Annotated in this window: 19 protein-coding genes; 6 read left to right on the top strand and 13 right to left on the bottom strand. The window is 71.9% G+C overall.

Annotated elements, in window-relative coordinates; translation table 11 throughout:
• Positions 1-29: 29 nt before the first annotated feature.
• The gene (locus OIE75_RS26750; RefSeq protein WP_122615172.1) at positions 30-626 is read right to left on the bottom strand and encodes a hypothetical protein; all 597 of its coding nucleotides are present in this window, start codon (positions 624-626) and stop codon (positions 30-32) included.
• Between the two features lie 681 nt (positions 627-1307).
• On the opposite strand from OIE75_RS26750, the gene OIE75_RS26745 reads away from it, so the two are divergent.
• Both OIE75_RS26745 and OIE75_RS26740 read left to right on the top strand, forming a co-directional pair.
• Entirely contained in the window at positions 1308-2195 is an 888-nt protein-coding gene (locus tag OIE75_RS26745; RefSeq protein ID WP_307015327.1) for an SAM-dependent methyltransferase, read from the top strand.
• 171 nt (positions 2196-2366) lie between these two features.
• Entirely contained in the window at positions 2367-2972 is a 606-nt protein-coding gene (locus OIE75_RS26740; protein ID WP_329472327.1) for a hypothetical protein, read from the top strand.
• 13 nt (positions 2973-2985) lie between these two features.
• Here the strand turns inward: OIE75_RS26740 and ftsH are convergent, their stop codons facing one another.
• The 6 genes from ftsH to nsdA form a co-directional block, all read right to left on the bottom strand.
• A complete protein-coding gene (gene ftsH / locus OIE75_RS26735; RefSeq protein ID WP_329472326.1) occupies positions 2986-4932 on the bottom strand; it encodes an ATP-dependent zinc metalloprotease FtsH in 1947 nt (648 codons plus the stop codon).
• Positions 4933-5037: 105 nt separating this feature from the next.
• Positions 5038-6588: a signal recognition particle protein gene (gene ffh, locus OIE75_RS26730; RefSeq protein ID WP_307015322.1), complete on the bottom strand. Its 1551-nt coding sequence runs from the start codon at positions 6586-6588 to the stop codon at positions 5038-5040.
• A 103-nt stretch (positions 6589-6691) separates the two neighbouring features.
• A complete protein-coding gene (locus OIE75_RS26725; RefSeq protein WP_329472325.1) occupies positions 6692-9163 on the bottom strand; it encodes a [protein-PII] uridylyltransferase in 2472 nt (823 codons plus the stop codon).
• 28 nt (positions 9164-9191) lie between these two features.
• Positions 9192-9530 (bottom strand): P-II family nitrogen regulator, encoded by a 339-nt coding sequence (locus OIE75_RS26720; protein WP_122615177.1) that lies wholly within the window; start codon positions 9528-9530, stop codon positions 9192-9194.
• Positions 9527-10864 carry an ammonium transporter gene (locus tag OIE75_RS26715; protein WP_307015319.1) on the bottom strand — a complete coding sequence of 446 codons (1338 nt, stop codon included), beginning with the start codon at positions 10862-10864 and terminating at the stop codon, positions 9527-9529. The genes OIE75_RS26720 and OIE75_RS26715 overlap by 4 nt, the downstream gene beginning before the upstream one ends.
• Before the next feature lie 315 nt (positions 10865-11179).
• Complete coding sequence (gene nsdA, locus OIE75_RS26710; RefSeq protein WP_307015317.1) at positions 11180-12667, bottom strand: transcriptional repressor NsdA; 1488 nt, start codon at positions 12665-12667, stop codon at positions 11180-11182.
• A 446-nt stretch (positions 12668-13113) separates the two neighbouring features.
• Here nsdA and OIE75_RS26705 point away from each other — a divergent pair, with 446 nt between their 5' ends.
• Positions 13114-13785, top strand: coding sequence for a bifunctional DNA primase/polymerase (locus tag OIE75_RS26705; RefSeq protein WP_329472324.1), 672 nt, complete (start codon positions 13114-13116; stop codon positions 13783-13785).
• Between the two features lie 337 nt (positions 13786-14122).
• Here OIE75_RS26705 and ftsY read toward each other — a convergent pair whose 3' ends face one another.
• On the bottom strand, positions 14123-15331 hold the full coding sequence (gene ftsY, locus OIE75_RS26700; protein ID WP_307015315.1) for a signal recognition particle-docking protein FtsY: 1209 nt from the start codon (positions 15329-15331) through the stop codon (positions 14123-14125).
• A gap of 176 nt (positions 15332-15507) precedes the next feature.
• On the opposite strand from ftsY, the gene OIE75_RS26695 reads away from it, so the two are divergent.
• Positions 15508-16962 carry a cytosine permease gene (locus tag OIE75_RS26695; RefSeq protein WP_329472323.1) on the top strand — a complete coding sequence of 485 codons (1455 nt, stop codon included), beginning with the start codon at positions 15508-15510 and terminating at the stop codon, positions 16960-16962.
• Positions 16963-17361: 399 nt separating this feature from the next.
• Here the strand turns inward: OIE75_RS26695 and OIE75_RS26690 are convergent, their stop codons facing one another.
• The 4 genes from OIE75_RS26690 to OIE75_RS26675 all read right to left on the bottom strand — a co-directional run bounded on the left by OIE75_RS26690 (position 17362) and on the right by OIE75_RS26675 (position 23663).
• Positions 17362-18780 carry a sugar porter family MFS transporter gene (locus OIE75_RS26690; protein WP_307015312.1) on the bottom strand — a complete coding sequence of 473 codons (1419 nt, stop codon included), beginning with the start codon at positions 18778-18780 and terminating at the stop codon, positions 17362-17364.
• A 185-nt stretch (positions 18781-18965) separates the two neighbouring features.
• On the bottom strand, positions 18966-22526 hold the full coding sequence (smc, locus tag OIE75_RS26685) for a chromosome segregation protein SMC (RefSeq protein ID WP_329472322.1): 3561 nt from the start codon (positions 22524-22526) through the stop codon (positions 18966-18968).
• A 262-nt stretch (positions 22527-22788) separates the two neighbouring features.
• Positions 22789-23001, bottom strand: coding sequence for a hypothetical protein (locus tag OIE75_RS26680; RefSeq protein WP_329472321.1), 213 nt, complete (start codon positions 22999-23001; stop codon positions 22789-22791).
• A 380-nt stretch (positions 23002-23381) separates the two neighbouring features.
• On the bottom strand, positions 23382-23663 hold the full coding sequence (locus tag OIE75_RS26675) for an acylphosphatase (protein ID WP_125491686.1): 282 nt from the start codon (positions 23661-23663) through the stop codon (positions 23382-23384).
• A gap of 167 nt (positions 23664-23830) precedes the next feature.
• On the opposite strand from OIE75_RS26675, the gene OIE75_RS26670 reads away from it, so the two are divergent.
• Both OIE75_RS26670 and OIE75_RS26665 read left to right on the top strand, forming a co-directional pair.
• The gene (locus OIE75_RS26670; protein ID WP_329472320.1) at positions 23831-24994 is read left to right on the top strand and encodes a CAP domain-containing protein; all 1164 of its coding nucleotides are present in this window, start codon (positions 23831-23833) and stop codon (positions 24992-24994) included.
• 73 nt (positions 24995-25067) lie between these two features.
• Positions 25068-25472 (top strand): winged helix-turn-helix transcriptional regulator, encoded by a 405-nt coding sequence (locus OIE75_RS26665; protein WP_307015304.1) that lies wholly within the window; start codon positions 25068-25070, stop codon positions 25470-25472.
• Here the strand turns inward: OIE75_RS26665 and mutM are convergent.
• A complete protein-coding gene (mutM, locus tag OIE75_RS26660; RefSeq protein WP_122617669.1) occupies positions 25462-26322 on the bottom strand; it encodes a bifunctional DNA-formamidopyrimidine glycosylase/DNA-(apurinic or apyrimidinic site) lyase in 861 nt (286 codons plus the stop codon). The two genes, OIE75_RS26665 and mutM, sit on opposite strands and share 11 nt — an antisense overlap.
• Positions 26323-26356 lie beyond the last annotated feature (34 nt).

The raw sequence follows: 26356 nt of genomic DNA, 5'->3' as shown, positions 1-26356 counted from the left end.
GGGTCCGGCTGCCACGAGCAGCCGGACCGTCAGCTCACGCCCGCGCCGACCACCTCCGGGATGCGGAACGGCTTGCCGCAGCCGCCGCACATGATCGGGGCCTGGGCCAGCACGGACGGGACGACCCGTACGTTGCGCCCGCAGTCGCAGACGGCTTTCACGCGCACCCCTCCCCCGGAGGAGCCGTGGCGGGCGGCCGGACCGCGGAAGCTGCGGGCCGAGTCGGTCGCGGTGGCTGCGGTGTGGGCCTTCAGCGCGCGCTGGAGGCGTTCGGTCGTCGGGCGGTAGCGGCGCTTCGCCTCGGGGGTGAGGGTGACCAGTGAGAAGCCGCTGCTGGGATGCGGCTCCTCGGGGTGGTCGAGGCCCAGCTCCTCTGCGATCGCCAGGAATCGGCGGTTGTGGTAGCGCCCCGCGCGGGAGGTGTCGCGTACTCCGCGCGCGGCGGCGATGCCGTGGACTGCCTCATGGAGCAGTCGCTCGAAGGAGAGCTCGTGCCCGCAGGCGGACGACGACTCTCCGATCAGGGACTCGGGCGCGGCAAGATCGGGCAGCTCGGGGTGGTACCGCTGAATGTCGGCCCACGCCTGCGCCAGCTCTGCGGCGAGAACAGGTGGTGTCGTGCTCACGTAATGACAACGAGCCGGAGTGCCGCTGTGTTCCTATTCCGGGGCATCCCAAATAATTTGCACGTACCAGTCAGTTGCCGCTGATGCGTCCCGACGAGGGCGGGTGCGCTGATCTGCGGAGAAGCCTCACAGCTCATACCAAGCTGGTGCGTAGCCCGACGTACGCCCCGGCGCGTAGCGGTCGTCCACACTCCGGGGGCGTGGGGCGCTCTCGTGCGCAAGGGGCGTTTCGGCCGCCGTCGCGCCGGAGCGGAGGCGTCCGGGCGGACGCGCCGACGGGGGCGACGTTACCGGGTGGACCACCGGGGTGCGGCACCGCCCCGCCCGCCGGCAGTCCCGCACCCCGCCCCGCGCCCCGCCGACGCCCGCGGACCCCGTCGACCTTGGCCGGAACCGCCCTCTCCGCACCCCCGGCCACCCGCTGTCATCGCCGACCGGCACGATCCGGCCATCCGGTCAAGGTGTCGCCGAGGTGCTACCGCGGGTACCGCGCGGCCGGCCCACATTGCCGGGAAGTGAAATCTCGCCATGGGGACGGGGATCGGGCAAACCGGCCCTCTCTACCACTGGACGCCGCGGCGAGCCCGGAGTTTCCTGGCATACGGGGGGAGTTCGAGCGCACTGCACGGGGGCCATGGAATCGGGCACAGCGGCAACACTCGGCGATTGGGGCGCTTTCCTATGACACCTACGCTCGTACGGCAGCACTCATCTCACACGGGGACGCTGTCTCCCGTGGACCTGCGTGCACGTGCGCGTGACTGGTCCGAGATACAGGAGAGGATGCTCGTACCGCTCTACGAGGCCGTCTTCGAGCGACTGGACGTGGGCGGCGGCACCCGGATGCTGGGCCTGAACTGCGGTTCCGGGCTCGCCCTGCTGATGGGCGCCTCGCGCGGCGCCTCGGTGACCGGTGTCGACACACGTTCTCCGGAACTCCTGGAACTGGCACGGCGGCGTCTGCTGCCCGGGGCACCCGAGGCGCCGGAACCTCCCGGCGTCCGGCCCGCCCCCACCCGCGCGGACGCGGCGCGGGTCGTGGAGGGACCACCCGGTGCCGCGGCGGACCCGTCGGCGCCGGCGTTCACCCTGGTGACCGCCTTCGAGCCCATCGGGTGCCTCGCGGGCGACTCGGAGGGGCTGGGCGGGCTGCTCGCCGAGGCGACGCCGCTCGCCGGGCGCGGGGCCGCCGTGGTGCTGGCGGGCTGGGGCCCGCCGGAGCGGTGCGCCACGACCTCGGTGCTGCGGGTGGCCACCAAACTCGCGGACCCACTGCGCAGCGCGGGCAGCTGGCGCCCCGCCCTGCGCGACGACCTGGAGGAGGTCGCACAGCGGGCCGGGCTCAGGCCGGACGGTTCGGGACGGGTGGCGTGCCCGTTCGGGTACGCGGACGCCGCGAGCGCGGCGCGGGGACTGCTGTCGACCGGGCTGTTCGACGCGGCGATCGCGGCCACCGACCGGGAACAGGTCGACAAGGAGCTGGCGGAGGCCCTGCATCCGCACCGCCGCCCTGACGGGACCGTCTGGATGCCGAATGTCTTTCGCTACTTGATCGCACGAGTTCCTTAAAGATCGATTCCGACCGATCGTGTGCGTTCTCCGGCCGACTTTTTCCGGTGCAGGTGTGAATGGCGTGAAGAAGTCCGTCTCGGGCTCCTACGGTTTCCCCAGGTGGATCATGGGCCTCTACTCTGATCCACCGTTCGGGGGAAACCACACATCTGCATACAGGAGCCTGTAGTGCCGCACCGCAAGACCGCACTGCGCCTCGCCGCGCCCGTCGCCGTCCTCGCCCTTGCCCTCACCGCGTGCGGGGGCGGAGACGAGGAGTCGGACGCCGACGCGAAGAGCCCGGCGACCACCGAGGCGTCGCCCTCGCCCTCCGAGGCGGCCTCGGGCGGCGACCTGGCGGCGGGCGAGAGCGCGACCGGGAAGGTCGCCGAGGATCCGGGCGAGGTCACCTACGACGTCGTGGCACAGAAGGTCGACGTGGGCACCGAGGCCGAGGCCGCGAAGGCGGTGGCGGACGCCGCGGACGTCAAGGGCAAGGTGCTGGCCACCGCGTACATCAAGTACACGCACAAGAGCGGACCGGCTCTGACCGAGGGCTCCGACGTGCACGACGGCGCCACGGTCTTCGCCGACGGGCAGCGCGGCAGCGTCCTCGTCGGCGCCTCCGAGGACGCCGCGGGCTGCGAGGACCCGTACGACGTCGAGAGCTGGAAGCAGGGCGAGAGCCACGTCTTCTGCGAGACGTACGTGATTCCGGCCGGCGCGAAGAGCGTGGAGGCGCACTGGTCGGAGGAGGACGGCGAGCCCTACGTCTGGAAGTTCCCGCAGAAGTAGGAACGCCCGGCGCTCACGCCTCCGGGTCCTCCTTCGTGAGCCGGGTGATCCCGGCGATGCGGTACGCCTCCGCCTCGTCCAGCGTCTCGTTGGCGAGCAGGGCCTCGGCCAGCGCGTCGAGCCGTTCGCGGTGGTCGCGCAGCTTGCGGACGGCCTCCTCGTAGCAGGAGTCGACGACCCGCCGCATCTCCCCGTCGATGGCGTCCAGCGTCTGGGGAGCGGCGGCGAGGCCGTACGCCTGCTGCGCGTCGCCGGGGAGGGCGGAGAGCCGGCCGACCCGCTCGCTCATGCCCCAGCGGGCGACCATGCCGCGGGCGATGTTGGTGACCTGTTCGAGGTCGCTCTCGGAACCGGTCGTGATCACGCCGTACACCACGTGCTCGGCCGCCATGCCGCCGAGCGCGCCGATGATCCGGCCGCGCAGGTACTCCTCGGTGTACGCGTACTTGTCCGCGTCCGGCGTCGACAGCGTCACCCCGAGCGCCCTCCCGCGCGGCACGATGGTGATCTTGCGGACGGGGTCGGCGCCCGGCTGCAACATGCCCAGCAGGGCGTGCCCGCTCTCGTGGTACGCGGTGCGCCGACGCTCCTCCTCGGGCATCACCAGGGGCCGTTCGGCGCCCAGCTGGACCTTCTCCAGGGCCTCGGAGAGGTTGGCCTGCGTCACCCGGTCCTGCTTCCGCTTGACCGCGAGCAGGGCCGCCTCGTTGGCGAGGTTCGCCAGTTCGGCGCCGGTCATGCCCGGGGTCGTGCGGGCGACCTGGGCCAGGTCGACGTCCGGGGCGAGCGGGATCTCGCGCGTGTGGATGTCCAGGATGGCCTCGCGGCCGCCGCGGTCCGGGGGCGACACGCTGACCACCCGGTCGAAGCGGCCGGGGCGGGTCAGGGCCGGGTCCAGGATGTCGGCACGGTTGGTGGCGGCGATGACGACGACGCCCTCGGAACCCGAGAAGCCGTCCATCTCGGTGAGGATCTGGTTCAGCGTCTGCTCGCGCTCGTCGTGGCCGCCCATGCCGGAGCCGCCGCCGCGCGCGCGGCCGATGGTGTCGATCTCGTCGATGAAGATGATCGACGGCGCGACCTTGCGGGCCTCGGCGAACAGCTCCCGCACCCGGGAGGCGCCCACGCCGACGATCATCTCGATGAACTCGGACGCGGACGCGGAGAAGAACGGCACCCCCGCCTCGCCGGCGACCGCACGCGCGAGGAGCGTCTTCCCGGTGCCGGGCGGACCGGTCAGGAGGACGCCCCGGGGCATCTTCGCGCCCATGCGGCGGTAGGCGTCCGGGTTCTTCAGGAAGTCGACGACGTCACTGAGTTCGCCCTCCACCTCGTCGATCCCGGCCACGTCCGCGAACGTGGTCCGTGGCTCGCCCGCCTCCAGCTCGACCGGCTTGGGCGGCGCCTTGCGGCCGAGCATGCCGCCCGCGCCGCCGCCCAGGGCGCCCCTCATGCGCCGCGCGATGAAGATCCACAGCACCACCAGGAGCAGCATCGGGGCCAGCGCGATGAGCAGGTTGGACAGGAAGCTGCGGTGCTGGACCACCGGTTCGGCCGTGACGGTGACATCGTTCTTCGTCAGGTCGTCCCAGAGCTGGTCGTCCGCGAAGGTGGGCCGCTCGGTCGTGAACTTGGTGTACGTCCCGTCGCCGTCGGGTTTGTCGCGGTCCTTCTTGAGCTGGCCCTGGATCGCGTCGCCCTTGGCGTAGATCTTGCTGACGTTGCCCTCGTCGACCTGCTTGCTGAACTCCGTGTAGGAGATGGTCGGCTCGTCGCCCTCGTTGAAGAACGAGAGCACGAGGTTGGCGATCAGGTAGACGACCAGCGCGGCCAGGACCAGGTTCCACCAGCCGCCGCGCATCCTCCTGCCACCGGGCGGCGGCTTGGGAGGCTCGTCGGGCGTGCCCTCGGTGCGCCAGGGCCGCTCGGACGCCTTGCGCGGCGGGGACGGGTTGGTCATATCCGGACGTTACGACAGTAAAGCCGCCTGGGCATGTGCATGTACGGCGCTGGGGCGCCCCCCTTCGAAGGGGGGCGCCCCAGCGCCGTACACACGGTCGGGCCGTCAGCCCATGAACTTCTTGAACTCGTCGGGCAGCTCGAAGTCCTGGCCGCCCTGCTGGGGCAGACCGAGGGCGCCCCCGTTCTGCGCGGCGGCCGCGCGGCGGGCGGCCTCCTCCTGCTCCTGCTGCTTGCGCTTCATGGGGTTGCCGGAGCGCTGCTTGCCCTTGGCCTTCTTCTGCTGCTTCTTCTGCCGGCCGGGGCCGCCGCCCATGCCCGGCATGCCCGGCATCCCCGGCATGCCGCCGCCCTGGGCCATCCGGGACATCATCTTGCGGGCCTCGAAGAACCGCTCGACCAGGCCCTTGACCGCGCTGACGTCGACGCCGGAGCCCTTGGCGATACGGGCGCGGCGCGAGCCGTTGATGATCGTCGGCTCCTGGCGCTCGGCCGGGGTCATCGACTTGATGATGGCGGCCGTGCGGTCGACGTCGCGCTCGTCGAGGTTGTTGATCTGGTCCTTCATCTGGCCCATGCCCGGCAGCATGCCGAGCAGCTTGGAGATGGAGCCCATCTTCCGGACCTGCTCCATCTGGGCCAGGAAGTCGTCCAGGGTGAAGTCCTGGCCCTTCTTGGACGCCAGCTTGGAGGCCATTTTCTCGGCCTCTTCCTGGCTGAACGTCTTCTCCGCCTGCTCGATCAGGGTGAGCAGGTCACCCATGTCGAGGATGCGGGAGGCCATCCGGTCCGGGTGGAAGGCGTCGAAGTCCTCGAGCTTCTCACCGTTCGACGCGAACATGATCGGCTTGCCTGTCACCGAGGCGATCGACAGGGCCGCACCACCACGGGCGTCGCCGTCGAGCTTGGAGAGCACCACGCCGTCGAAGCCGACGCCGTCGCGGAAGGCCTCGGCGGTGTTGACGGCGTCCTGGCCGATCATCGCGTCGACGATGAAGAGGATCTCGTCCGGCGAGACCGCGTCGCGGATGTCCGCGGCCTGCTGCATCAGCTCCTGGTCGATGCCCAGGCGGCCGGCGGTGTCGACGATGACCAGGTCGTGGACCTTGGACTTGGCGAACTCGATGGAGTCCTTGGCGACCTTGACCGGGTCGCCGACCCCGTTGCCCGGCTCGGGCGCGTAGACGGCGACACCGGCGCGCTCGGCGACGACGCTGAGCTGGTTGACGGCGTTGGGGCGCTGGAGGTCGCAGGCGACCAGGAGCGGCGAGTGGCCCTGCTCCTTGAGCCAGCGGCCCAGCTTGCCCGCGAGGGTGGTCTTACCGGCACCCTGCAGACCCGCCAGCATGATCACGGTCGGCGGCTGCTTGGCGAAGCGCAGGCGGCGGGTCTCACCGCCGAGGATGCCGACCAGTTCCTCGTTGACGATCTTGAGGACCTGCTGGGCGGGGTTGAGCGCCTTGGAGACCTCGGCGCCCAGGGAGCGTTCCTTGACGCTCTTGATGAACGCGCGCACCACGGGCAGGGCCACGTCTGCCTCGAGGAGCGCGATGCGGATCTCGCGGGCCGTGGCGTCGATGTCCGCCTCGGACAACCTGCCCTTGCCGCGGAGATTTTTGAAAGTCGCGCTAAGGCGGTCGGAGAGGGTATCGAACACGGTGGCGTCGGTCCTCGGAGTCGGGGGCGGTCTGAGCGTCTTCCAGGGTATCTGCCTTGGCAAGACATTCGTCCCCGCCCGCCGGATTCCGCGGGCCGCCCCGTCAGGAACGACCCCGCAACGCCTCCTCCAGGGTCCGTGCCACGTCCCCCGCCTCCTCCCCCGGGAGCCGCGCGCCCTCCGGGCCCGTGACGTAGAAGGCGTCCACCGCGTTCGAGCCCAGGGTCGAGGCGTGCGCGCTGCGTACCCGTACGCCGGCCGCCTCCAGCGCCCGCCCGAGCCGGAACAGCAGGCCCGGCGCGTCCTGGGCACGGACCTCGATCACGGTGGCCAGCCGGGACGCGGCCGGGGCGACGGTCACCCGGGGCGGCGGCGGCTCCACACCCCGGCGCCGCGGATGGGCGGCGTCCCGCTCGGCGAGCCGGGCGGCGATGTCCAGGGTGCCGTCCAGGGCCCTGACCAGGTCGGCCCGGAGCCGCGCGGCCTGGGGCAGCGAGCCGTACTCGGCGGCGACCCGCCAGTCCAGGAGCAGCACGGAGCCCTCGACGCCGTCCGGCAGCGGCAGGGACCGCAGCTCCGCGGTGCGGACGGTCAGCCGGTGCATGGCCAGGACCCCGGCGACGGCCGGGAGCACGCCCTCCTGGTCCGGCACGGCGATCAGCAGCTCCACACCGAGCGGCTCGGGACCGGCGACCGCCGCCGGACCGGCCGACGCGGGGCCGGCGGGCGGCTCGGTCTGGGCCCGCAGCGCCAGCACCGGCCCGCGCGTGCGGAACGCCTCGACGGCGAGCCGCTCCTGCTCGGCGGTGGGCGCGGCGGCCTCGGGCTCCTCCAGCGGGTCCCCGGCCAGCACCCCCGAGACCCGTTTCACCAGGTCGGCGACGAGGGAGCCGCGCCAGGACGACCATGCGGCGGGGCCGGTGGCCAGGGCGTCCGCCTCGGTCAGCGCGTGCAGCAGCTCCAGGGTGTGCTCCGAGCCGACCGCGTCGGCGACCGCGCGCACGGTGGCCGGGTCGTCGAGGTCGCGCCGGGTGGCGGTCTCGACGAGCAGCAGGTGGTGCCGTACGAGGGTGGCCAGGACGGCCGTGTCCGCGTCGTCGAAGCCGATGCGGGCGGCCACGTCCCGGGCGATGGTCTCGCCGGCCACGGAGTGGTCGCCGGGCCAGCCCTTGCCGATGTCGTGCAGCAGCGCGGCGACCAGGAGCAGGTCGGGGCGGTGCACGCGACGGGTGAACCCGGCGGCGCGGACGGCGGTCTCGATCAGGTGCCGGTCGACGGTCCACAGGTGCACCGCGTTGCGCTGCGGGCGGCAGCGCACCCGCTCCCAGTCGGGCAGCAGCCGGGTGACCAGGCCCTCGGCCTCCAGCGCCTCCCAGACCTGCACGGTGGGCCGGCCCGAGCCCAGCAGGGTCACCAGTTGCTCGCGGGCCTCGGCGGGCCAGGGCGTGGGCAGCGGCCGGGTGGTGGCCGCCAGGCGCCGGACGGCGTGCCGGGAGAGCGGGAGCCCGGCCTGCGCGGCGGCGGCCGCGGCACGCAGCGGGAGCACGGGATCGCGTTCGGGGCGCGCGGTGCGGGCGAGCACCGCCTCACCGTCGTGCTCGACGACGCCCTCGGCGAGCGGGGAGCGCTCGGGCGCCTGCTTCCCGGCGCCCAACATGGCCCGCAGCCGCGGCCGCACCGAACGCGAACGCAGCACGCGCCCCACCTCGCGCCAGGTGACGTCGCCGGCGTACGCGATGACCCGCGCCGTCTCGTAGACCTGCCGCAGCAGCGTGTCGGCGTCCAGCAGGCCCAGCTCGGCGGCCACCTGGTCCTGCTCCTGCAGCGCCAGCCGGTCGGTCGCCCGCCCGGTCGTCAGGTGGAGCGCGTCGCGTACGTCGAGCAGTCGGCGCCGGGCGTCGGCGAGGCCCTCGCGCGGGGCGTCGGCCAGCCAGGAGGCGGCGACGGCGCGCAGGGCGGTGGCGTCGCGCAGGCCGCCCCGGGCCTCCTTGAGGTCGGGTTCCAGCAGGAATTGCAGCTCGCCCTGGCGCTCGGCGCGCTCGGCGCACAGCTCCCGGAGTTCGGGGAGGCGCTTGGGGGCCTGGTTGCGCCAGTCGGCGAGGACGGTGGTGCGCAGGGACGCGGTCAGGCCGAGGTCTCCGGCGAGGTGGCGGGCGTCCAGGAGACCGAGTTGGACTTTCAGATCCTCCCCGGCGGTCTTACGGGCCTGCGCCGGGGTGCGCACGGAGTGGTCGAGGTCGAGGCCGAGGTCCCAGACGGGGTACCAGAGGCGGTCGGCGAGGGCGGCGACCGCCGTGTCGTCGCTCCCGTCGTGCAGCAGGAGCAGGTCCAGGTCACTGCGCGGGGACAGCTCGCCGCGCCCGTAGCCGCCGACGGCGACGAGCGAGACGCCTCTGCCCGACCCGCCGGTGCCCGCGTCGAAGAGGCCCGACAGCCAGTCGTCCGTCAGTCCGGCGAGGGCCGAACGGCGCGGCGGCCCGGACCGCGCCCCCTCGGTGAGGAGGCGCAGCCGGGCCGCCGCGTAGCCGCCGGGTCCCGAGTCCTCTGCTTCTTTCGTCACGTCCGTACTCGTCACCCGGCGACTCCTGTTCTGGCTTCCCGCCTCAGAGGGCGTCCGGACCGCGTTCGCCGGTCCGCACCCGTACGGCCGTGTCGACCGGAACCGACCAGACCTTGCCGTCACCGATCTTGCCGGTGCGGGCCGCCTTGACCACGACCTCGATCAGCTGATCGGCGTCGCCGTCCTCGACCAGCACCTCGATGCGGATCTTGGGCACCAGGTCGACGGTGTACTCGGCACCCCGGTAGACCTCGGTGTGGCCGCGCTGGCGGCCGTAGCCGCTGGCCTCGGTGACGGTCAGGCCGTGGACCCCGAAGGCCTGGAGGGCCTCCTTGATCTCGTCGAGCCGGTGCGGCTTGACGACGGCGGTGATGAGCTTCATGCGTCCACCTTCTTGCTCGCGGTCTGCGTGGCCGTCGGGGCGGCGGTCGTCCGGGCGGCACCGCCGCCGGCACCGCTGAAGTCGTATGCGGTCTCGGCGTGCTCGGCCTGGTCGATGCCGGTCACCTCGTCGTCCTCCGGTACCCGCATGCCGATCGTCTTGTGCAGGATCAGGGCGAGGATGGCGGAGACGACCAGGGAGTAGGCGAGCACCCCGAAGACGCCGGCGCACTGCTTCCAGAACTGGTCCAGGCCGCCGCCGTAGAACAGGCCCTCGACGTCGGACTGGCCCTTGCCGGAGGCGAAGAGGCCGACGAGGAGGGAGCCGAGGATGCCGCCGACGAGGTGGACGCCGACCACGTCGAGCGAGTCGTCGTAGCCGAACCGGTACTTCAGGCCGACCGCCATGGCGCACAGCACACCGGCGATGACGCCGATGGCGATCGCGCCGAGCGGGGAGACCGCGCCGCCCGCCGGGGTGATGGCGACCAGGCCGGAGACGGCGCCGGAGGCCGCGCCCAGGGTGGTGAAGGCACCGTGCCGGATCTTCTCGTAGGCGAGCCAGCCAAGGACCGCGGCACCGGTGGCGACCTGCGTGTTGACGAACATCAGCGCGCCCACGCCGTCGTCGTTGCCGAGCCAGGAGCCGGCGTTGAAGCCGAACCAGCCGAACCACAGCAGGCCGGCGCCGAGCATGACCAGCGGCAGGCTGTGCGGGCGCATCGGGTCCTTCTTGAACCCGACCCGCTTGCCGATCACCAGGATCACGCCGAGGGCCGCGGCGCCGGCGTTGATGTGCACGGCCGTACCGCCGGCGAAGTCGATCACGCCCAGCTCGAAGGCCCAGCCGCCGGCGCCCCAGACCCAGTGCGCGACCGGGAAGTAGACGACCGTGGCCCACAGGGCGATGAACAGCGCCCAGGCGGTGAACTTCACCCGGTCCGCGAGGGCGCCGCTGATCAGGGCGGGTGTGAGCACCGCGAACATCAGCTGGAAGACCAGGAAGACGAAGACGGGGATGGTGTAGCCGTCCCACAGCTCGGTCAGGCCGATGTTGCTGAGGCCGACCCAGTCGGAGTTCCAGCCGACGACGGAGCCGGTGTCGGTGCCGAACGCCATGGAGAAGCCGTACAGCACCCACAGGACGGTGACGATGCCGAGGCTGATGAAGCTCATCATCAGCATGTTCAGGGTGCTCTTGACGCGGACCATGCCTCCGTAGAAGAAGGCCAGGGCCGGCGTCATCAGCATCACCAGGGCGGAGCAGATGAGCATGAAGCCTGTGTTGGCGGCAGAGAGCTCCGTCTCTGCGGCAAGCGTGATGGCTGGAGCCATCGGCGTCTCCTCGTCGTTGGTACGGCCCCGTGCGGGCGAAGCCTGGGCGGGACTGAGGGGGCGGGCCGGTTATGCGCCACGACATTGGCGCAGCGCGGTTTCGGTCGGTGCCCCTCGTTGTTTCGCGGCCGTGACGAAGGCGCCGTGCGTGTTACGCGTGAGTGAACTGCCGGATGCGGGTCCAAGCGATCGTTATGGTGGCGCAACGTCCCGCACCGGGGGATGAGCCGGCCGCGGCGGCCTCCGAATGACCTGGCATGGGGGAGCCGAGTCGGGCAGTTCGGGAGGGCCGGCCGCGGCCGGGGTCGGTGAGTGTCAGACCGCTTCGGCGGTCTCCGGAAGCTCGACGGCGAGCCGCTCGGTGAGGTCGACGATCTCGCCGAGGTCGCCGAAATCGCGTACGGCCGTGTCGACGGTTTTGCGGATGCGGGTGTTGACGCGTTCGGAGCGGACCTTCTTGGCGATGCGCATGGCCTCGACGGCCACGCCGGCGCTGTCCTCTGGTTCGCGGCGCAGCAGGTGCACGGTGGCCATGCCGATCAGGTTCAGCGCGTAGGAGCGCTGGTGCTCGTCGTCCTCGGCGAACAGCTCCACGGCCCGGCGCATCAGGGGATCGGCCAGGGAGGCGTAGGCGGGGCTGCGGCCGGCCACGTAGGCGAGGTCGCGGAAGGAGTGGCTGTTCTCGCCGTAGAGCTCGGCCTCGGAGAAGAAGCGGATCCAGTCGGGGTCCGGCTCGTCCCACTCGGCGGCCTCGGCGAAGGTGTCCTCGGCCATGCGCACCGCGCGCTTGCAGCGGCCGGGCTGCCCCATGTTGGCGTAGGCGCGGGCCTCCATCGCGTACAGCATCGACTGGGTGCGGGGGCTGGCGCAGTCCCGGCTGCCGTACTGCGCGAGGTGGACCAGTTCCAGGGCGTCGTCGGGCCGGCCGAGGTGGATCATCTGGCGGCTCATGCTGGACAGGATGTACGAGCCGAGCGGCCGGTCCCCCGCCTCCTTGGCGGCGTGCAGGGCGAGCACGAAGTACTTCTGCGCGGTGGGCTGTAAGCCCACGTCGTACGACATCCAGCCGGCCAGCTCGGCCAGCTCGGCGGCGACCTTGAACAGCTTGGCGCGGGTGGTCTCGGTCTGCGGTTCCTGGAGCAGGTCGGTCACCTCGTGCAGCTGGCCGACCACCGCCTTGCGGCGCAGGCCGCCGCCGCACCGGGCGTCCCAGCGGCGGAACATCACGGCGGTGGACTCCAGCAGCTCCAGCTCCGGGCGGGAGAGCCTCCCGCGCGAGCGGGAGGCGGGAGCGGGCTCGCGGCCGGCGGGCGGGGGCGAGGGGACGAGCCAGCGCTGCATGGGCTCGATGAGGGACGGGCCCGCGGAGAGGGCCAGCGAGCTGCCGAGGAAGCCGCGCCGCGCCAGCATGAGGTCGCTGCGCGAGAACTCGCTGAGCAGGGCCACGGTCTGCGGGCCCGTCCAGGGCAGGTCGACCCCGGTCGCGGAGGGCGTGGGGCGGGTGGAGCGCAGGCCCAGGTCCTCGACGGAGACGACGACACCGAAGCGCTCGGAGAACAGCTCGGACAGGATGCGCGGGATCGGCTCGCGCGGATTCTCCCCGTCCAGCCAACGGCGCACCCGGGAGGTGTCGGTGGAGATGTGGCCGGCGCCCAGCTGTCGGGCCCGGCGGTTGACCTGGCGGGCCAGTTCGCCCTTGGACCAGCCGCTGCGGGCGAACCACGAAGTGAGCAGCTCGTTCGGGCGCTTGTCAGCGTGCGACGCGCTTCCCGCGCTCGTACCGCTTCCGCCGTTGCCGCTCACTGGAACGCCCCCATCCCTGAGACCACCTGTCGCCGAGTGCGCCAAGCCCTATCAGAATGCCGGTGGTTGGGGCCCTCCGTCCGGCGGTTGCCACCCTTCGAACGGAAAGCCGAGTTGCCTCCGGCATACCCACGAGTGCATGTGCCCCACGGCTCCATGCACACAAAGTAGTCCCGCGATCACTCTTCCAGCCATGGCGATTGCGGAATCGCCACCATTCGCCACCCCTTCGAATGAACTCCCCCCGGCCGGTACGCGATTCACTTGACATAGGCCAACCGTGAGTAGGTGCAAGGGTGCACACCGGGGCGTGCGCCGTCGGGCACACCACCCCGGAGTGCTTCCGGACGCTGTCTGAACCGCGCCGCACTGGGGAGTTGGAAGCAGAGAGTCACGTTTCACGTCCGCTGCGTAACCGCCGCTGCGTCGGACCCGTTGGAGGGGGCATGGGCTTCACGATCGGCATCGGCAGCAGTCGGGGCATGCGCGAGACCCGGTCCGGCGCGCGCCGACGGGGCCGCGCCGTCGAGTGCACCGTCGTGGCCGAGTTCACCGGACTCTGGGGCTGGGACGTGGTGCCCGGCGCCCGGGCCGCGGCGGGGGCCTGCTCGTGCGGGCGGTCCGACTGCCCGGCACCGGGCGCGCATCCGCTGGACTTCGCCCCCCGGGTGCCGGCCGGGGCGACCCTGGACGGAGCGAGCGAGGCCTGGGCCCAGTTCCCGGGTGCCGCGGTGATGCTGCCGGTCGGGCGGAGCTTCGACGTGATCGAGGTCGCCGAGGCCGCCGGACTGCGGGCGCTGACCCGGCTGGAGCGCATGGGCCTCCCGCTCGGTCCGGTCGCGGCGACCCCCGAGGGCCACGCCCACTTCTTCGTCGCCCCGGGCGCCGCCGCCGAACTGCCCCGGCTGCTCTACCGGCTGGGCTGGGACGACCCGTCCGCCCTCGACCTGCGCGGCCTCGGTTCCGGTACGTACATCACGGCCCCGCCCTCCGACCGCGGCGGCCGGGGCCCGGTGCGCTGGCTGCGCCACCCGGACCTCGACTCGGCCACCAAACCGCCGGCGGCCCGTCTGCTGCTGGGGACGCTGGCGTACGTGGCCCACCGCTCGCGGGCATAGGCGGCCCGCCGCTCCGGCGCGGAGGCCGTGCGGCGACCTTGCGTGAAGGCCCGTACGGCGACCCTGCGCGAAGGCCCGTGAGGCGGTTCTTCACAGAGGCCCGCGAGGCGGCTCTGCACGTAGGCCGGTAGGCGACGCGGCACGAAGGCCCGTACGGCGATGCGACCGGCCTGCCCGACACTGCGTGCCCGGCCCGTCTACGACCGCGCGAGCGCGCGCCCTGCGGCGACCAGCCCACGCCCGATACGACGAAGCGCCCACCTCCCCGGGATGATCCCGGGGAGCGGGCGCTCACGTGCGTCCGAGTCCGCTCTGGTTCGTCGCGTCGCGCGGGAGGTCACTCCCCGATGAGGGCGTCCACGAAGGCGGCGGGATCGAACGGCGCCAGGTCGTCCGCACCCTCGCCGAGCCCGATCAGCTTGACCGGCACGCCCAGCTCGCGCTGCACGGCCACCACGATGCCGCCCTTGGCCGTGCCGTCCAGCTTGGTGAGCACGATGCCGGTGATGTCGACGACCTCGGCGAAGACCCGGGCCTGGATCAGACCGTTCTGGCCGGTGGTGGCGTCGAGTACGAGCAGCACCTCGTCCAGCGGGGCGTGCTTCTCCACAACGCGCTTGACCTTGCCCAGCTCGTCCATGAGGCCGGTCTTGGTGTGCAGGCGGCCGGCGGTGTCGATGAGCACGACGTCCGAGCCCATCTCCTTGCCCTCCTTGACCGCGTCGAAGGCGACGGAGGCCGGGTCACCGGCCTCCGGGCCACGCACGGTGTGCGCGCCGACCCGCTCGCCCCAGGTCTGGAGCTGGTCCGCGGCGGCGGCCCGGAAGGTGTCGGCGGCGCCGAGGACGACGCTGCGGCCGTCGGCGACCAGGACGCGGGCGAGCTTGCCGGTGGTGGTGGTCTTGCCGGTGCCGTTGACGCCGACGACCATCACGATGCCGGGCTTGCTGTTCGGCGGCTCGGTCTTGACCTCGCGGTCCATGTCGGGGCCGACGAGGTTGATCAGCTCCTCGCGCAGCAGGGCGCGCAGCTCGTCGTGGGTGCGGGTGCCGAGCACCTTCACCCGCTCGCGCAGCCGCTCGACCAGCTCCTGGGTGGGCTGCACGCCCACGTCGGCGGTGAGCAGGGTGTCCTCGATCTCCTCCCAGGTGTCGTCGTCGAGGTGCTCCCGCGAGAGCAGGGTGAGCAGGCCCTTGCCGAGGGCGTTCTGCGAGCGGGAGAGGCGGGCACGGAGCCGGACCAGTCGGCCGGCGGTGGGCTCGGGAACCTCGATCTGCGGGATCTCGAGCTCTTCGGCGACGGGCGGCTCCTCGACGGTGGCGGTGCCGCCGTCCGGGAGGTCGACCTCCTCTATCGTCCGGCGCGTTTCGTCGCGCGGCGTCTCGGCCTCGTCGCCGACGTGCGGCTCGGCCGGAGGGGCGGTGATGTCGGGCGTGGCGGGCGGCGGCGGAGGCAGCTGCTTCTTGCGACGCGAGCCCACGAGCAGCCCGCCGAGCGCGCCGATCACGACCACGGCGATGACTACAGCAAGGATGACGATTTCCATAACGCGTCCAGTATCAGCCATGGACTCCGAGGACACCCCCCTCGTCACTTCCTCCAAAGGACAAAGGCCCCTGGAGGGCAGGAGTCGGATCAAAGTACGATGGAGGAGGCTGCGTCAACGCGCGTAGAGTCCCGACCGCCCCCTCTTCTCCCACGATCGAGGCACGGACCCCCCACATGAGCAAGACCGCCGAGAACGAAGGCGCCCTGGAAACCCGTGGCATCGAGCAGGTGCCCGACCACGAGCGCACCGCCCGGATCCGTGAGCTGTTCCCGACCTGGGTCGGCGCCAACATCAGCGTGCTGCTGCTCACGATGGGCGCGAGCCTCGTCGTTGCGTACCGGCTCAACTTCTGGCAGGCGCTGGTCGTCGCGGCCGCGGCGCCGGTCGTGTCGTACGGCCTGGTCGGGCTGATCGGCATCGCAGGGAAGCGCGGCGGGGCTCCGGGCATGGCGCTGTCGCGGGCCGTGTTCGGCCAGCGGGGCAACCTGCTGCCGGGTTCGCTGATCTGGGTCGCCCGCTGGGGCTGGGAGACGATCAACGCGGTGACCGGGGCGTACGCGGTGCTCACCGTGCTGGACATCGTGTTCGGCGTACAGGCCAACAGCGTGCTGGACATGGTGACGCTGCTCGCCTTCGTCGTGGCGACGTTCGCGATCTCGGGGCTGGGGATCAACGCGGTCCAGAAGTGCAACAAGTACGCGACGTACCTCTTCGGTGCCTTCTCTGTGCTGGTCCTCGGCTACCTGGTCGTCGACACCGACTGGTCCGCGGTCTTCGACCGGTCCGCCGGTTCGGTGGCCGCGATGATCACCGGCGTCGGTCTGATCGCGGCCGGCGGCGTCAGCTGGATCCCGTCCGCCCCGGACTTCACGCGCTACCTGCCGCGGACGGCGTCCTCGAAGGGGATCGTGGGCGTGACCGTCGGCGGGGCCGGCATCGTCGTCCTGCCCATGGTGCTGATGGGCATGATCATGGCCGTCTCCACGCCGGACCTGGCCTCGGCCGCCGACCCGGTCTCCTTCCTCGGCGAGATCCTGCCGACCTGGATCGCGGTGCCGTACCTGATCATCGCGCTGATCGGCATGCTGCTGATCAACTCGATGTCCATGTACTCGGCCGGCTTCACGGCCCAGACCCTTGGCTTCACCGTCCCGCGCCACTGGGCGGTCTCGGTCAACGCGGTGATCTCGCTGGTCTTCGGCGGTGTGCTGATGCTGGTGGCGACCAGCTTCATGGGCTCCTTCATCGCCTTCCTGTCGCTGCTCGCGGTCGCCTTCTCCGCGTGGGTCGGCGTCTTCGGCGCGGACATGCTGCGCCGCAAGGAGTACGACGGCGAGGCCCTGGCCGACACCGGCCGGACCAGCGCCTACTGGTACCGGGGCGGCTTCTCCCCCGCGGCCGTCGCCGCGTGGGCGGTGGGCCTGGCCGCCGGCCTGATGTTCACCACCTCCGACTGGTTCACCGGCCCCCTCGCCGCGAACAACGTCATCGGCGAGTACGGCCTGGGCTGGGTCGCCACGGTCGTCATCTCCGGCCTGCTGTACGTCGTACTGCCGAAGCCTGCGGTGGTCGTCCCGGCGACGGCCGCCGACCGCGCCGCCGAGCAGGCGGTGTCGGTGACCGTCTGACGCCACCCGCGGACGAATCCGCGCGCCCCCTGCACCGTGCGGTGCGGGGGGCGCCGGCGTTTCCGCGCCCATGCCCACCGACGCCATGCTCAGGGAGCCGGTTCTCGACCACGGCCGGGCTCGCATGGCGTAGGGGCCGCCGTCGTCTCCCCCGGCGCTGCCGACGGCCGCCACACCCGAGGAGCCCGTGGCCGGTCCCTCCGCCCGGCCGTACGGCGTGGACGCGCCGACACCGACGGCCCCGTACCCGCCCCGGGAGCCCGCTCGTTCCCGACGGCCATCGGGGCACGACAGACCGCCGCCCCCGGTCCGGGCGGATGCGCGGGCCGGGGGCGGCGGACAGTACGGGGAGAGGGGCAGCGGGGACTTGGCCCTTCTCCCCGGGTTCGGGGCGGGCGGTCAGCCCATCTCCTCCAGGGCCTTGCCCTTCGTCTCCTTCACGAACTTCAGGACGAACGGGATGGAGAGCGCGGCGAAGATCGTGTAGATCACGTACGTGCCGGACAGGTTCCAGTCGGCCAGCGACGGGAAGCTCGCCGTGATGGCCCAGTTCGCGATCCACTGCGCGGAGGCGGCCACGCCCAGCGCGGCGGCGCGGATGCGGTTCGGGAACATCTCGCCGAGGAAGACCCAGACGACGACACCCCAGGACAGGGCGAAGAAGAGCACGAACACGTGGGCGGCGATCAGGGCGACCCAGCCCTGGGTGGCCGGGAGCTTGCCGTCGACCAGGTCGAAGGAGAAGGCCCAGGCCTCCAGCGCCAGACCGATCACCATGCCGACGGAGCCGATGAGGGCGAGCGGCTTGCGGCCGACGCGGTCCACGAAGATCATCGCGATCACGGTGCCGACGATGTTGATGATCGAGGTCGTGAACGAGTAGAAGAACGACTGCGTCGGGTCGACACCGACCGACTGCCACAGCGTCGACGAGTAGTAGAACGCGACGTTGATGCCGACGAACTGCTGGAAGACCGACAGGCCGATACCGATCCAGACGATCGGCTTGAAGAAGAAGCTGCCGCCGAGCAGGTCCTTGAAGGAGGACTTCTCCTCGCGGTGCATCGCGTGCTCGATCTCGGCGACGCGGGCGTCGAAGTCCACGTCCTTGCCCTCGACCTCTTCGAGGATCTCCTTGGCGCGCTCGTGCTTGCCGACGGAGACCAGGAACCGCGGGGACTCCGGGATGGCGAAGGAGAGCAGGCCGTAGACGATCGCCGGGACGACCATGATGCCGAGCATGACCTGCCAGGCCTCCAGGCCCATCAGCTCACCGCGCTGGTCGCCGCCGGCGGCGTTCAGCAGACCCCAGTTGACCAGCTGCGAGACCGCGATGCCGAAGACGATCGCGGCCTGCTGGAAGGAGGCGAGCCGGCCCCGGTAGGCGGGCGGGGAGACCTCGGCGATGTAGGCGGGGCCGATCACGGAGGCCATGCCGATGGCGAAGCCGCCGATGACCCGCCACATGGCGAGGTCCCACAGCGCGAAGGGCAGCGCGGAGCCGACGGCGCTGACGGTGAAGAGGACCGCCGCGATCTGCATGCAGCGGATACGGCCGATCCGGTCCGCGATCCGGCCGGCGGTGGCGGCGCCGATGGCACAGCCGATCAGCGCGACGGCGATGACCTGGGCCAGTACCGCGGAGCCGACGTCGTAGCGGTCGCGGATGGCCTCGACGGCACCGTTGATCACGGAACTGTCGTAGCCGAAGAGGAAACCGCCCATCGCGGCCGCCGCCGCGATGAAGATGACGTGCCCGAGATGCTCGGGATGAGCCGTCCTGGCTCCTGAACTGGCTGCCTGCGGTGTGCGGGACACGTGTACTCCTCGGGCTACCGGCAACGCTGCCGGGGTGGATCGCCTTCGGACCCCCTGAAAGGAACCTGAAGGTAAAAGCAACGTTGCAGAGACTATGCCTTCAAGTATCGAAGTCAATAGGGCGAGTGCTGTGAGTTTGTAGATGCCTCAGTGAGCTACGTGTTCAAGAGTTGAAGCAATTGAGGTCAGGACTGACGCAGGCGCTGACTGATGACCTTCGACACACCGTCGCCTTGCATAGACACGCCGTACAGCGCGTCGGCGACCTCCATCGTCCGTTTCTGGTGCGTGATGACGATCAGCTGCGAGGCCTCCTGCAACTCCTGCATGATCCGGATCAGCCGCTGGAGATTGGTGTCGTCGAGCGCCGCCTCGACCTCGTCCATGACGTAGAACGGGCTGGGCCGCGCCTTGAAGATCGACACCAGCATCGCCACCGCGGTCAGCGAACGCTCCCCGCCGGAGAGCAGCGAGAGCCGCTTGACCTTCTTCCCCGGCGGCCGAGCCTCGACGTCCACGCCCGTGGTCAGCATGTTGTCGGGGTCGGTCAGGATCAACCGCCCGTCACCGCCCGGGAACAGCCTGCTGAAGACGCCCTCGAACTCCCGGGCCGTGTCCCGGAACGCCTCCGTGAAGACCTGCTCGACGCGTTCGTCGACCTCCTTGACGACCTGGAGCAGGTCGGCTCGGGTCTTCTTCAGGTCCTCCAGCTGCTCGCTGAGGAACTGGTGCCGCTCCTCCAGCGCCGCGAACTCCTCCAGGGCCAGCGGGTTGACCTTGCCCAGCTGCTGGTAGGCGCGCTCGGCGGCCTTCAGGCGCTTCTCCTGCTCGGCACGGACGAAGGGGCGCGGACGGTTGCGCGGGTGCTCGGGGTCCTCCGGGAGTTCCTCGCCCTCGGCGGGGGGCGAGGGCGGCACCTGCTGATGGGGGCCGTACTCGGCCGCCAGCCCCGCCGGTTCCACACCGAGTTCCTCCAGCGCCTTGGTCTCCAACTGCTCGATGCGCAGCCGCTTCTCGGCGCCGAGTACCTCCCCGCGGTGAACCGAATCCGTCAACTTGTCCAGCTCCGCCTTGAGGTCGCGCCCCGCGGTGCGCTCGGCGGTCAGTTCCTGCTCGCGCCGGGCCTTGGCCGCCTCGGCGACGGTGCGCTCCTCGTCCGCGCGGGTCAGCGAGACCTCGACGTGGGCGAGCAGTTGCCGGGCGCCGGCGGCGACCGCCTCGGCGACGGCCGCCTCGTGCCGCAGCCGGGCCCGGCGTTGTTCGGCACGCGCGCGTGCCTCGCGTTCGGCGCGGGCGGCCCGGTCCAGGGAGTCGGCCCGTCCGGCGAGGCCCTTGACCCGCTCCTCGTGGGTACGGACCTGGAGGCGGGCCTCCATCTCGGTCTGGCGGGCGTTGGCCCCGTCGGCGGCGAGCCGGTCGCGCGCGGAGGTGTCGGGCTCCTCCTCGACCGGCATCTCCTCGGCCACCGCCAACCGCTCGGCCAGCTCCTCGACGTCCAGCAACGCCTTGTCCAGCGCCTCCTGCGCCCGCGCCGCCGCCGCCGCGGACCGCTCGGCCTCACCGGCGGCGCCCCGCGCCTGGCCCGCGAGCCGGCCCAGCTGCTGAGCGACGGACGACTTCTCCCGGTCGGCGGCCCGGCGCCGCTCCCCCAGCTCCTCGACGAGCGCGGCGCACTCCCGGCGCCGTGCCACCGCGGCGTCCTGCGCCCCGGCCAGCTCCTCGCACCGCACGGCCAGCTCCTCCAGCTCGGCGGCGGCACGGTCCACGGACGCCTGCACCTCCAGGAGGCTGGGCGCCCCGGCGGACCCGCCCTGCGCGAAGTGCGCACCGAGCAGGTCGCCGTCGGCGGTCACGGCGGTCAGCCCGGGGCGGGCGTAGACGAGGTCCTCGGCGTCCTCCAGGGTGGCGACGACGACGATCCCGCGCAGCAGCCGCCGCACCGCGGGCATCAGGTCCGACGGGCCCCGGACGAGGGCGGCGGCGTACGGCGCCCCGTCGGCGCGAGGTTCGTCCGGTACGTCGTCGGGGCCGCCGGCCAGCAGCAGGGCGGCCCGGCCGGCGTCCTGCTTGCGCAGCAGGCGGATGGCGTCGGCGGCGGCCGCCGGGGAGGTGACCGCGAGGGCGTCGGCGGCGGCGCCGAAGGCGGCGGCCAGGGCGACCTCGTGACCGGGCGTCACGGTGAGCAGCTCGGCGGCCGGGCCCAGCAGCCCGGTGAGCCGGTCCTTGGCGGCGAGCACCGCACCGGTGCCGTCCTTGCGGCGCAGTCCGAGGGCCAGGGCCTCGTGGCGGGCCCGCGTGGCCGCGCGCTCGCGTTCCGCCACGGTGGCCGCCTCCCGGGCGGCGCCGAGCGCGGCCTCCGCCTCGGCCAGCCCGCGCTTGGCGGCATCGTGGCGCTCGGCGAGTTCCTGGTCGTCGGCGTCGAGGCCGTCGACCTCGGCCTGGAGCGTCTCGTACTCCTCCTGCGCGGCGGCGGCCCGTTCCCGGGACTCGTCCCTGGCCTCGGCCAGCCGCTCGATCTCGGCCTGCGCCGAGGCGGCGCGCGAACGTGCGGCACCGACCTGGCCGCTGAGCCGGGCCAGCCCCTCACGGCGGTCGGCGATCGCCCGTGCGGCGTCCTTGAGGCGGCGCTCCTCCTGGGCCAGCTCGCGTTCGAGGTCCGCGCGGTGGGCGACGGTGTCCTCCAGGGCGTGCTCGGCCGCCTCCAGGGCCGCTTCGAGTTCCGCCTCCTGCTCGCGGACGCGGGCGGCCTCGCGCTCCAGCTCCTCCGGGTCGCGGCCGCGGCGCTCCTCGGGAGGCGCGGAGGTGGCGCTCTTCACCCGCGCCTCGGCCAGCGAGACGGTGCCGCGCACCCGCTCGGCGAGCTGGGACAGCTCGTACCAGTTCTGCTGGGCGCGCTGGAGGCGCGGGGTCAGCCGGCGGACCTCGTCCTCCAGGTCGGCCTCGCGGCGCAGGGCCTTGCCCAGTTCCCGTTCGGCGGCCTCCTTGCGCTCCTTGAGCGCGGCCTCGTCGGCGATCTCGGCCTGGAGCGCCTCGCGCAGCCGTACCAGGTCGTCGGCGAGGAGCCTGAGTCGCGCGTCCCGCAGGTCGGCCTGGATGACGGCGGCCCGCCGCGCCACCGCGGCCTGCCGGCCCAGCGGCTTGAGCTGGCGCCGCAACTCGTCGGTGAGGTCCTGCACGCGCGCGAGGTTGGCCTGCATCGCGTCCAGCTTCCTGAGCGCCTTCTCCTTGCGCTTGCGGTGCTTGAGGACGCCGGCCGCCTCCTCGATGAAGGCGCGGCGGCCCATCGGGTCGGCGTGCAGCACGGAGTCGAGCTGGCCCTGACCGACGATGACGTGCATCTCCCGGCCGATGCCGGAGTCGGACAGGAGTTCCTGGATGTCCAGGAGGCGGCAGGTGTCTCCGTTGATCTGGTACTCGCTGCCGCCGTTGCGGAACATGATCCGCGTGATGGTGACCTCGGCGTACTCGATGGGCAGCGCCCCGTCGGAGTTGTCGATGGTCAGCGACACCTCGGCCCGGCCGAGCGGCGGGCGGCCGGTGGTGCCGGCGAAGATGACGTCCTCCATCTTGCCGCCGCGCAGCGACTTGGCGCCCTGTTCGCCCATGACCCAGCTGAGCGCGTCCACGACGTTGGACTTGCCCGAGCCGTTCGGTCCGACGACGCAGGTGATGCCGGGCTCGAACCGGAGCGTGGTCGCCGAGGCGAACGATTTGAACCCGCGCAGGGTCAGGGCCTTCAGGTGCACGCCGCCGGACTCTACCTTTCGGGGGTGTCTCACTCCATGAACCGGTGAACCACCGCGGTTTCACCGGTGAACGTGCAGGGCACATCAGACGTTGAAGAGGGTGAAAGGATGCGCGGGACAGGGAAGTCCGGTCGGACTCGGGCGCTGAGACGGGGGCAGGAAAGAAAGAAGGGACGCCGAAGCGTCCCTTGCAGACTCTGACACCTAGCGGTTGTACGGGCGGGCCCGACCACTGCGTGCCGTGCGTGGAGCGATGCAGTGATCAGGTGAGCGCAGGCTCCGCCTGGTGTGCGTCAACGCTCTCCATGCTCTCCATGATCCTTTCGTGAGAAGCGGCAGCCGCCAGCACGTCGTTCTCCGCCTGGATTCGTCCGAGCTCGGATTCCAGGTCCTGGACGCGCTGCTGGAGCCGTCGCATCTCGGCGAGGAGTCGAGGGTCGGAGCCGCCGACGTAACCGAGAAGCGCCTTTGCCATGATGGATGGTCCTCCACAATGAGTGACCGACCGAAGCGGTGTGGGTCGTGAGGGATTCGCACCCGCGGTGCTTGGCACTTTGGAGTTTTTACTGCCGTTCAACCATGCCAAACAGCTAAGGTGCGCGGGGCTTTCAGCGTCTCACCAAAAAGTTTGACGGTCAACACGATCACGCCCCGTATCGACGGGCGTCCGGGGGCATGCGGCCGGGAAGCGGCGACGCTGCGACTCCTGCGGGCCCCTCGGGGCGTGGCGATCTTTCTGGTTGCGGAGCCTCCCACGACGGGCCGTCCCTTGGCAACCACCTGCCCGTTTTCGCTCCGGCCACCCCTGCGGGGAGGGTCGGACCGGGCGCCCGGGAGGTCTCGGACGGCGCGGTGTCAGCGGATGGCGAAGCCGTCGTAGCCGCCGCGAGGTGTGTCCCAGATCTCGGTGACGCCGTCAACGCGTCCGGGCGTGTCGTCGCCGTGCAGCCAGTCGAGGAGCCCTTCGCAGCGCTCCCGCGGGCCCTCGGCGACGACCTGGACGCGGCCGTCGGCCAGATTGAGAGCAAAACCACTCATGCCGCCGAGTTCCAGCGCCCTGGCCCGCGTGAACCAGCGGAAACCGACGCCCTGGACCTGTCCGCGCACCCACGCGACCAGTCGTACATCCTCGCTCATGACTGCAACCTAACCAGTCAATGTCCCGCCGGACACTTCACCCCCTCGCGCCATGCGGTACCGTCCCGGTCCAATGAATCTCATCTGAAACTCACTCGAAGGTGTGAGTTCGGTGTTGATCGTGAGGACGCGTCGCCCGAGACGGCGAGGACGAGGAAGGCCAGGACATGGGACGCCACCGACGCTCCGCCGCCGGCCGCGCCGCCACGGGCCGCGCCACGGGGGACCATCAGCCGGACGCTACGGCGGGACGCGACGCGCGGACGCCGGAAGCGGGCGACCACCCGACCATGGGGATCGCGCCCTACCTGAACCCCGAGGCGTACGCCGAGGTCCGCGCCAGGAGCGACGCCTACCTGTACGCGGACGACCCCGACGGCGAGGGCCCGCAGGCGGGCCGCACGGTCGCCTTCCCCAGTGACGGATACGCCCCCGAGGGCGGCCCGCAGCCCGCGGGAGGCCACCGCAGGCGCCGGAAGAAGGCCGCCACCCCGGTCCGCACCGGGCTGCTCGGTGTCTCCGCCGCGGTCGCCATCGGCACCGTGGCGGTGGCCACGGGCGCGGTGCCCGGCCTCGACAACTACCGCATCGGCGGCGGCGGCGGTGGGGGCGACCGGGTGCAGGCCCAGGACACCCCGACGAACGGCCCGAGCGAGCAGGGCGGCACCTCCGGCAGCGCCGACACCGGCCGCGGCGGCGACACCTCCACGAGCCGCGGCACCGACCGGTCCTCGTCGCCGTCGTCGCCCTCCGGGTCCGCGTCGTCCAAGGACACCCCGTCTCCCGCACCGTCCTCGACCTCCCCCTCGGCCTCGAAGCCGGCGGCCCCGGCCGAGACCCCGTCGAAGACGAAGAAGCCGAAGACGACCCCGAGCGCCAAGCCGGAGCCCACGCCCTCGCGCCCGGCCGCCAAGGAGCCCACGCCGCCCAGCGCGCCGGCCGCCGTGTCGGAGGAGTCCGTCGCCGAGGCCCAGGTGCTCAAGCTGGTCAACGACGAGCGGGCCAAGGTGGGCTGCAGCCCGGTGGCCGCGAACAGCGCCCTGCGCGAACTGGCGGAGGACTTCAGCAAGGCCATGGCCACGGAGGGCTTCTTCGACCACACCGACCCGGGCGGCGCGACCCCGTGGGACCGGGCGGCGGCGGCCGGCATCAGCAACCTCGGCGGCGAGAACATAGCCCGCGGCCAGAGCGACGCCCAGGCCGTGATGGACGCCTGGATGGACAGCCCCGGCCACCGCGCCAACATACTGAACTGCGACTTCCAGACCCTCGGCGTCGGAGTCCACTTCGGCTCCGGCGGACCGTGGTGGACGCAGAACTTCGGCTACTGACCCGCCACCGCCCCCACTCTCCCCCACGCAGCGCACTCTGCGGGACAGCGCTGTGCTCACGTACGCTTGGTGCATGTCGACCACGCAGGAGTGCGCGGCTGAGCAGGAGCCGGCGTACGACGTGTTCGCCCGGGGCTGTCCCTCGCGCGGCACGCTGGAGCACGTCACCGGGCGCTGGGGTGCGCTGACGCTCGGCGCGCTGTACGAGGGTTCTTTCCGGTTCAACGAGCTGCGCCGCCGTGTCGACGGCGTCAGCGAGAAGATGCTCGCCCAGACCCTGCACGCGCTGGAGCGCGACGGTCTGGTGCACCGCGAGGCGCAGCACACCAACCCGCCCCGCGTGGACTACGAACTCACGGCGTCGGGCCGCGAGGTGGCGCAGCGGCTGATCGCGCTCATCCAGTGCCTGGAGGGGCGGATGGACGAGGTGCTGGCGTCGCGCGAGCGCTACGACACGCGGCGGATGCCTACGGCGTGACCCGGGGCGGGCGCTGGCACTTCGGGCAGAAATAGCTGGAGCGGTTCATCCAGGGCCGGCGGCGCATGGGTGTGGCGCAGCGGCGGCAGGGCAGGCCCTCGCGGCCGTACGCGTCGAGCGAGCGGTCGAAGTAGCCGGACTCGCCGTTGACGTTGACGTACAGGCTGTCGAAGCTGGTCCCGCCCACGGCGAGGGCCGCGTTCATCACGTCCCGGACGTGACCGAGGAGTTCCGCGGTGCGGGGGCGGGTGAAGGTGGCCGTGGGGCGTTCGTAGTGCAGCCGGGAGCGCCACAGCGCCTCGTCGGCGTAGATGTTGCCGACGCCGCTGATCAGGGACTGGTCGAGCAGGGCCCGTTTGATCGTGGTGCGCTTGCGGCGCAGGGCGAGGTGGAAGGCCTCGTCGTCGAAGAGTGGGTCCAGCGGGTCGCGGGCGATGTGCGCGATGACGTCGGGCAGGCCGTCGGGGGACGTGTCGTGCAGCGACAGGCCGCCGAAGGTGCGCTGGTCGACGAAGCGGAGTTCTGTGGAGAGGTCGTCGGCGAAGCGGACGCGGATGCGCAGGTGCTTCTCGGCCGGTGCCTCGTGCGGCTGGACCAGCAACTGGCCGCTCATGCCGAGGTGGGCCAGGACCGCCTGACCGGTGTCCGCCAGCGGCAGCCACAGGTACTTGCCGCGCCGGGCGGCGGTGCCGAAGCGGTGCCCCTTCAGCCGGTGGGCGAAGTCGTCGGGGCCGGCGATGTGCCGGCGTACGGCGCGCGGGTGCAGTACCTCGGCGTCGGCGACGGTGCGATGGGCGACCCAGCGCTCCAGGCCGCGCCGGACGACCTCCACCTCGGGCAACTCGGGCATGGGATCCCCTCGGGCGGGCCGGCGGACCGGGCCG

Source organism: Streptomyces sp. NBC_01723, assembly GCF_036246005.1.
In the GTDB taxonomy this organism is placed as follows: Bacteria; Actinomycetota; Actinomycetes; order Streptomycetales; family Streptomycetaceae; genus Streptomyces.
This window is presented reverse-complemented; position numbering and strand designations above follow the sequence as displayed.